Consider the following 8,021-nt stretch of genomic DNA (forward strand, 5'->3'; position numbering starts at 1 on the left):
TAATTACGCAACAAAGCCAAGTGAACATTAAGATAGTTTTAATTAAGTGTACATATACATTTAAAAGACTAACTGGACAGTTCTGAGAGGGGTAACAAGTCGTATCCACTAAATTACACCTTTATGGACACGCCATTGGATTAACCGTATAACTAAAATCATACAAATCAGTTAAAGCGTTCGATTCGTTTATAATGAACGAAAAGGAGAATATTATGCAATCACTTACTGCTAATACAGCTAAAACTAAATTTGGCGATTTACTAATGAAGGCTCAACGTGAACCCGTACAAATCAATAAGAACGGTTCACCGGTTGCGGTGATGATGTCTTGTGAAGAATATGAGCAACTTGAAGCCCTGAAATTGATGGTGGTGAAATCGCGCTTCGAACAAGCAGAGGCCGATGTTCTATCAGATAACCTAGTCGACGGTGACGATTTCATGAATGCACTTGACCAAGGTAAATTTGATTAATGACGCAATATAAGCTTTCTTATGCAGCGCAGTCTGATCTCATTGATATTCGTCGCTATACATTAGAGCGATGGGGGCAAACACAATGGACCACTTACTTTTCAGAACTAAAGTAATCAATGGAATTACTGGCTAGCAATAAGTTGATCGGCATAGAAGTTTCAGAGTTGGGCCAAGACTACTTCCGCTTTCCTTTGAAGCACCATGTGATTTACTACATTCGAAAACAAGAGCTCCTCATTATTGCAGCCGTTTTTGGTAAGCACATGTCTCCCGCCAAGCACTTTTCACAACTCTCTTAACCCTTAGCTTCATATAGTCACGCAGCGTACTCGGCGCTTCACCCTCTCGGCTTGGCCCTTCAGTCTTCCGAGAATCATTCCGTTTTTCTTTCTGGCGGCGAGCGCTTCCTTCGTTCTCAGCGAGATCAACTCACGCTCGGTTTCTGCCGCAATTCCTAGCACCTTAGCGGTGATATGAGATTGCCTCGAGCCATATAACTGTAAGTTTTCCTTTGCAATATAGACATTAATTTTCTTTTTCATGCACACTTCGAGTACCTCTAGTACTTGTAACGTTGAACGTGCAATTCGACTGACTTCAGCAAACACAATGCAATCTCCGCTCGTCATCCCCTCTACTAACACACCTAACTTAAGTGGTCGCCATTTTATCTTGCCTATCAAGCCAAAGTGGGCAGCCAAGCACACCGATTTTAAGCATCATCCCCAACGACTCGCCCCTCGAGTTAGAGTTACTCCTACCAGCCCGTTCTGCTGGTTTTGTTCAACAAGGTGATACCGAGCCTGGGTTGCTCATTGCGAATGCGACAGCGATCGGGTTGCAACCTTCAATGTTAAAAGTGTCATATGCCAGTGAGATAAGCACTTCTAATACTAATGAAGGCCCAGACAAGAAGAGTGTTACATTATCGCTTGAGCGTGAATTCCCCCTCGATGATAAAGAACCAATAACCGGACGCTCTCACTCGCTGCTGCTTCAAGCTCAGTTGCAATGCCGGCATCCACCTGTAGTAATCCGCTACAATAATGAAATAAACAACCAGACTGGGAGAATATTATGTTTCCATTTGAACTAAAAGTTAGCCATAGGACGGGACTCGGCAAAAGGCCAGACAGAAGTTTTTTACTTTTACCCAAATTTGGCAACAACCCCTATCCCCACCAACTTACCTCTAGATTTTTTGTAAAAAAGCACATTAGTTAAAAATTACTGTCATTCTAACTATCATAACCAAGACGGATTCCTACCATAAATGACGAGTTTATTCAGGTTACCAGCCGCGGTATTGAAGCTATTGGTCACCCTGGCTAATGCAGGGGCTTGAGGTCTGAACACTCTCCCTGAAGTTGCGGGTAGGTTGCGGACGTAGTTACCTGGCCAAGCAACCACTCTAGTATTTAGATGATTGGCTAAAGCCTGCCCTTGAGAAAACATGCTTCCTCCGGTCGCCCCGAAACAGGTTTGCAAATTAAACCTCTGAACGCTTCGCGCGCCCTCTGGTAGATACTCCGCAAGCCGTCCAGCTGTTTTAAAACCATCTGGCGTCATGGTTAACCCAATCCCCCCATGGCTGTAGACATAATCGTCGGCGCTCCTGTAGATAGCTGCTGCTCTTTGATAACCTGGTGAGCGCTGCCTTGTTATGGTCGTGAGATCTTCAAGAGGGGACCAATGTCTTAACTCAACCATCTCCATCGCTTGGCGTCGTGTAGCCATCAATGCTCTTCTGCTACGAGCCACCCCGATCCCTCTTCCTGCCCCAAACGTTACAAGGCCTATTACCGCCCCAATTCCCGCATTTAAAGCGGCATCTTTGGCACTTGAGCCAGTCGCCAATTCAAGACCAAAGCTAACTGCACTTGACACAGAAGCATCAGCAATCGCGAGGCCCACTTGTACACTGGTTTTTGCTCCCGTTGCTGCCGCGCCAAATCCTCCTGAGATAAAGCCAAGTGCGGCCCCAATCCCAACTTGTTCCCATTCAAAATGCGTATCCGTCACTATCGCACGAATTCCTTCTGCAGTTGCGGAGATGCCCGCCCCTAGAATTGCCCCTACAATCGCCCCTATAATTAAACTGGATATCGCAAACTTTCCGCTGGGATCACGCAAATTCACAGGATCGCCAAAACAATAGCTATAGGAGTTACTCCCTCCCTCTCCAAAAGGACTCAACACATCTGCAGAATGGAAGCGAGTCAAACCTGAACTATAAATCCGAAAACCATTGCCTAAATGATATAGCCCTGAACCAATGTCGCTAATCTCACGTTCGCCATTAAAACCTAACCGACTCTGAGAAAATTTAACAGGCACAATTAACCCTGAAGATTCAAATTTTGATTTAAAGGCTTCGCCAGCTAAGAGAAATCTTGGAGTAAAGTAAATAAACGGGGATAAAGCAGCCAAGGAGGTGGAATACTTGATAAAAGTTCTTTTTGATAGATCTATATATCTTTGATTAACACCGGATGAACCATAATTCTTATTCATGATAAACATTTCCTCTATAAATCACGCCTTCACCTCAACCTTGTCCATAGGGGGTGTACATTTTGTATTCTGTCGAAATAGTATCATCGCCATGGTGTGAGGTTAGAGTAGCGATAGCACTATGTTGGGCGTTTCCTAGTAAGTATTGATGTTCAGCAAGATGCACCGAGGTATCATAATTTGAAGGGCTGATATTAAACTTGAGGTACGAAGAAATAGTACGGTCCGTCCATAAACCACCCACGTTATGGTAACAAGTGTGCCATCCATCGTATAATTCGTTGACTATCTGGTCACCTTGATAATAAAGCTCCATCTTGGGTTCGTCTTGCCCAATTTGCGCCACTACACGGCCTTGAGCGTCGTATTCGAATTGATAAGACTTGTTGTTAATAGGCAGAGAAGTTGAATTCAATTGACCAAGAGCGTCATAATGATAAAGCGCCCCCCGCTCATCTTTAGTTATGTTTCCTGATGTGTCATAAGTTAAGTTAGCCGATTCAGAGTAGCTAATGTGGGTATTAGAGATTGACGCAAGACGCACCACGTCATCAGTATCATAAGTATATGTACAAATATTGTCGGTACCGTCTGAAAAAAACGTGATAAGTTTGGTTATATTGCCGTACAAGTCATAACTATATTGCTGTCGAATGATTTTGTTGCCAAATGTATCTTTGGGGTGTTCAAAGCCATCACACTGATAATCAACTAGTCGATGGAAATCATCGTATGACATTTTTTCAACCGTTGTTTTGTTGTCTCTTTCGAGTGTCTTTAGGCTGATTTGAAGTTCATCGTTATAAACTTGTTGCAAAGAAAACTGTAATTGAGAGTTTAGATGAACACTTCTTTTCGTTTCTAGTCCGACATCGTTTAATTCTAGTTTAATTTGAAGGTGATCATTTCCCCTATAAGTATCACATCCGACCAAGCGACTATAGTGATCATAATTTAAAGTGCTGAATGTATGGACACTCTCATTATTCGAATCTTGCTTAATATATTCGATATAAAACATTCTTCCGTAGCGGTCATAGCTGTATCTAACGACGTTACCAAAATAATCGTGCTTAAAATCCAGCCTGCCTGAAAGGTGATATTGTTCAAAGCTAAAAAGTCTAACAGACGTATTGGGGAAAAACGCCATCTCCTCTCTCGTCATCCCATCTTTAAAGTACACATAAGCACTGATGAGATTTTTATTCTCTGCACGTACTAGATGACCAGATTTTGCGTCGTAGTGATAGGTGACATTCAACGCTTCGTTGCCTGAAACATTATAGGCCGTGGCTTTCTTCAAATACTTATTGTACGTTATCTCGAGTTCATTACCATCCGCCATAACAACCCTCGTGGGAATTGGAGAAGCCCCGCTAAAAGACTGTTTTTCAGTTCCAGAACTCGACACTTCAGATACCATGCGAGATAGCCCGTCATACACCCTAATCCCAATGGTTTTATTATTAACACTGGTTTCAACAGGCAAAAGATCATGGCTGTAACGGACGTATTTTTTTGATATTTCAAGCGTTTCACCATCGTAGATTTGACGTGTTGAAACAACTCGGTCTGCGGTATCATAGGTGTATTCAACAGTATGACTTTTCTGGTCTGTGCTCGACACCAAGTTGCCCAAGGCATCATAAGTATTCTGGAAAAACGCTAACCGTTTCCCATGACTGTTGAGCAGCTCCTTTGTTAATAAGTTACCCATTAAATCAAAAGAACGAATTTCTGAAAGCAAACCTTGTATCGAATAGTTTATAGTCATCTTGACGGGGTTTTGCTTGATGACTTCTATCCTTCCCTCTGGGTGGGTGATTTTACTAAGGTTGCCTCTGGCATCGTATTCGTAGTTAGTTACCATTGAAGAACTGGTCGAAAAGTTATCAAATTCTTGCTGCTCAATCAATTGACCCAGGCTGTTATAGCTGAGTTCACTCAACACGATGAGTTGACCATTAAGATCACTTCGTTTTGTCTTAATGACCTTGCCTGCATTGTTGTAGTCTTCGACGCTTTGGATACCGGTAGGCTCTATGCTCTTCAATTGATTGAGCCCATCACCAACACGATAGACATACTTCACTACCGCTTCATAATCCGTCCCTTCCGCCTTTATCTCTCGAGTCCGCCTACCAAGAAGATCGTATCGACAACTTGAGATAACTCCTTCACTATCGACCCACTGAACGGCTTCACCACTCTTTAAATCATGCTTGACTTGGGTGGTAACGACTAAATTATCATGTGTTGTTAGTGCGCTTGTAATTTCAACATCTTGGTCGGTATAACGGTACGACAAGTCCTTTCGTGAAACAAAATCATTGATAAAAGTAGAGGTTTTTTGTAATTGACCATGAGTAAGCTCTTCAACATTGTTAAAGTAAACATAATCTACACGACTCAGAGAGCTCTCTTCATGTTTAAGGACGACAAAGTTGCCTCCTCCGATGCGGGGTAAGGATTGGTAGGTGAAGACACTTTTCCTCTCTTGTTCATGACTAGTAATAGAGGAAGCTGGCTGGAAAGTTTCTTCCTGCAGGAAGGCAACAAACCCATTAGGCTCTGGAGGGCATGCTTGACCTTCTCCTGAAGAGGTGTAATAGACTCGCTTCGTTTGATCACCATTTATCTCTCGAATTAAGGTTTGATTCCCATAATCATCGTACTGATACTTATGGACAAACGTTCTAGAATCAGAATCTTCATAGTGAGTTTCATGTTTTTCCTTCAGAAATGAGTAATTGGCTGGTTGATGCTCAATACTGGTATTTATCTCCGCGTAATAAACGTACTCTTCTTTTCTGTAAAGAACCTCATTGTGGCGATATTCTATAGATTTTTGTAAATGATATTTATTATAAGACCGTGTTATGGATTGCGTGCTATTTATTTTCTCGACACTACTATACTCATAGTCACTCCTAGATTTGAATAGAGTATCTTCTCCATTGACGAACGCGGCTTCACTAGCAAAACCGAGATAGTTTTTATCTGAATAAGTATAGTTTGTTACTCGGTCAGGTTGATTATTCCCAGCGACAAATCGATGCATAGTCACATAAGGGACTTTACTGACCGGCCCACCGCTCGGAAAGCTGTGCCCTTCATTTTGGTAAGTGAGGATTTCTTTCAGGCCACTGGGATGAGAAAAGACTGTCAGGAGATCATAGTTAATATTACTCAGGTATTCGTACTCAAAAGTGATATTCGACTCGTCATCAGGTAAATGAAGCGTTGTTAATCTTTTATAAATACCATTGCTTTCTTTATCAACAACCAGTGTTTGATAGGTTTCTCCACCTACAACCTGTGTGACCGTTGTTTTTAAGTCTTCAGACCAATAATCTATCCGTAATTCTCTTCCTGAGCCATCCGTTATTTTCCACAATTTGCTAGTTTGGTCACTCTCTCTATAGTGGAATGTTGTTTCCAAGCCTTGGATGGAGGTGATCTTTTTCAAGGCTCCCGTTTCATAGTCTATCGATTCTACAATCCCACTTTTATAGATAACATTAATTTCATTATTACTGAGAGAATAGAGTAACTTAATATCTTTAATTTTTCTGTATGGGAGTTTATATTCATTAGTCTGATGATTATAAATCGCTTTATAATTTTGTCCTGAGCTCAGGTAAATAATACTATCTTCTTTGTCAAAACGACTGAAAGAAAGAAGCCAGCCTCTCCCAAACCCTTCATCTCGAACACTTTCGGCACGATAGTTTAATACCAAGGAAATGGGAGAACCTACGGTTTTATGTGATATAAAATCAGCGAGCCTTATTGAACATATATAAGCCCCAGTCCTAGGATCGACACCTGAATTATTAATAATTGAGAAGTTATGTGCATTCGATAAAAAAGACATTTTATTAATCACCTATTAATTATGTTCACTATGTATTCTTCTTAAATAGTACCCTTCCTCGAAATAATCATTGTAGCTAGTTCTTGAAAAACTAAAGTATCCTCTATTGCCAAATTTATCTTCGAAATACACTATTTTTCCATCAGGACTAATACTTTGGTTCCAGTCATAGGGAGGAAATGCTTTAGAGATGTTAGCAGAGTTGCTGCTGTAAATACCGCGCCCAAATGAGCTGACGAATATAATGGCCTCATCTGTATTGAGATCGCCATAGACAACCCGGTCTTTCCAGCCAGTGTCATAGGTAGTTGAAAATGGTATGTTGATATGGCCAGCATCTGTATCATATATCCAGTATAAGGCGGAAGAGGACTGGCTGTTGCTATAAGTCCCCAGCAACCTATGGTGGTCATTATTAAATCTCAGCCCCCCTTCTTGCCAAACTTTCTGGAGCGTAAAATTGTTAGGCTTATACTTATTGAGATGAAGAATGGCCCCATCACTCCATCCGCTATTGCTTGTTTCGTAGGTAAAATCTGAACTGGTAAAGGTTCTTGGGGTCAACAATTCGACGATGGCAGAAGATTTGTTTGTGGTTCCATTACAAGTATTTTGGGTAAGAGATTCACCAGTGATATTATTGGTGGCCGTCGCTTGGACACACAGATGATAAACATCTGCACGGTTACCTGAAACAAACTTAGAAACACTCCTATAGCCTTCTCTTCGTCTGTTTCGGTTACTTCCATCCTCAAGCCTGATATCTAATACATACCCGCTGTGAGAATCTGAGACGGAGAGCGAGTCAATCGTTTCCGCCGTATAGAGTTTTTTGAGACTTGCATTGTCAAACGTGTAATTAGATTTCAACTGATAATAAATTTCAATTTCGGCCTGCATTCTATTATTGGCGTATATTTTAGAATTTGGCGATAAATTCACATAGGTGCCTTCAAGATAAAGCCTCGAAAAAGGTTCCTCTCTAGGTCCAGTGGAAGAGCAAAAAGCGCTATTAATATTAAATAAAAAAGCGAGTAAACATAGTTTTTTAAATGAATTTGTTTTTAGAAATTTCATATATTATATCCCATATTTGACCACAATGATAAAATATATATTTAATCATTATTTTTATAATAATTAATTTATAA

The 8,021-nt window shown here is 41.0% G+C and carries 4 protein-coding genes and 2 pseudogenes; 2 read left to right on the forward strand and 4 right to left on the reverse strand.

The genetic code is table 11. The features are described from left to right. The first annotated feature begins 215 nt into the window (after positions 1 to 215). Positions 216 to 476 (forward strand): type II toxin-antitoxin system Phd/YefM family antitoxin, encoded by a 261-nt coding sequence (locus AB4486_RS22275; RefSeq protein ID WP_069592240.1) that lies wholly within the window; start codon positions 216 to 218, stop codon positions 474 to 476. Further along, positions 476 to 778: pseudogene (locus AB4486_RS22280) on the forward strand (type II toxin-antitoxin system RelE/ParE family toxin). Before AB4486_RS22275 ends, AB4486_RS22280 begins: the two are co-directional and overlap by 1 nt. Positions 779 to 814: 36 nt before the next feature. On the opposite strand, the pseudogene AB4486_RS22285 reads toward AB4486_RS22280, so the two are convergent. The 4 genes and pseudogenes from AB4486_RS22285 to AB4486_RS22300 form a co-directional block, all read right to left on the reverse strand. Next, positions 815 to 1,156 (reverse strand): annotated as a pseudogene (locus tag AB4486_RS22285) (recombinase family protein); the annotation flags it as partial. Between the two features lie 568 nt (positions 1,157 to 1,724). Next, entirely contained in the window at positions 1,725 to 2,993 is a 1,269-nt protein-coding gene (locus AB4486_RS22290) for an RHS repeat-associated core domain-containing protein (RefSeq protein ID WP_229648406.1), read from the reverse strand. Positions 2,994 to 3,027: 34 nt separating this feature from the next. Next, positions 3,028 to 6,870: a hypothetical protein gene (locus AB4486_RS22295; RefSeq protein WP_372118653.1), complete on the reverse strand. Its 3,843-nt coding sequence runs from the start codon at positions 6,868 to 6,870 to the stop codon at positions 3,028 to 3,030. A 15-nt stretch (positions 6,871 to 6,885) separates the two neighbouring features. Beyond that, positions 6,886 to 7,947 carry a hypothetical protein gene (locus AB4486_RS22300; protein WP_229648408.1) on the reverse strand — a complete coding sequence of 354 codons (1,062 nt, stop codon included), beginning with the start codon at positions 7,945 to 7,947 and terminating at the stop codon, positions 6,886 to 6,888. Between the last annotated feature and the right edge of the window lie 74 nt (positions 7,948 to 8,021).

Origin of the sequence: Vibrio sp. 10N.222.55.C6 (assembly GCF_041473395.1) — a bacterium.
GTDB lineage: Bacteria > Pseudomonadota > Gammaproteobacteria > Enterobacterales > Vibrionaceae > Vibrio > Vibrio crassostreae_C.

Bases quoted from the DNA above. Each gene is read 5' to 3' on its own strand.
- AB4486_RS22275 (WP_069592240.1), top strand. From the start codon at position 216: ATGCAATCACTTACTGCTAATACAGCTAAAACTAAATTTGGCGATTTA.
- AB4486_RS22290 (WP_229648406.1), bottom strand. From the start codon at position 2,993: ATGAATAAGAATTATGGTTCATCCGGTGTTAATCAAAGATATATAGAT.
- AB4486_RS22295 (WP_372118653.1), bottom strand. From the start codon at position 6,870: ATGTCTTTTTTATCGAATGCACATAACTTCTCAATTATTAATAATTCA.
- AB4486_RS22300 (WP_229648408.1), bottom strand. From the start codon at position 7,947: ATGAAATTTCTAAAAACAAATTCATTTAAAAAACTATGTTTACTCGCT.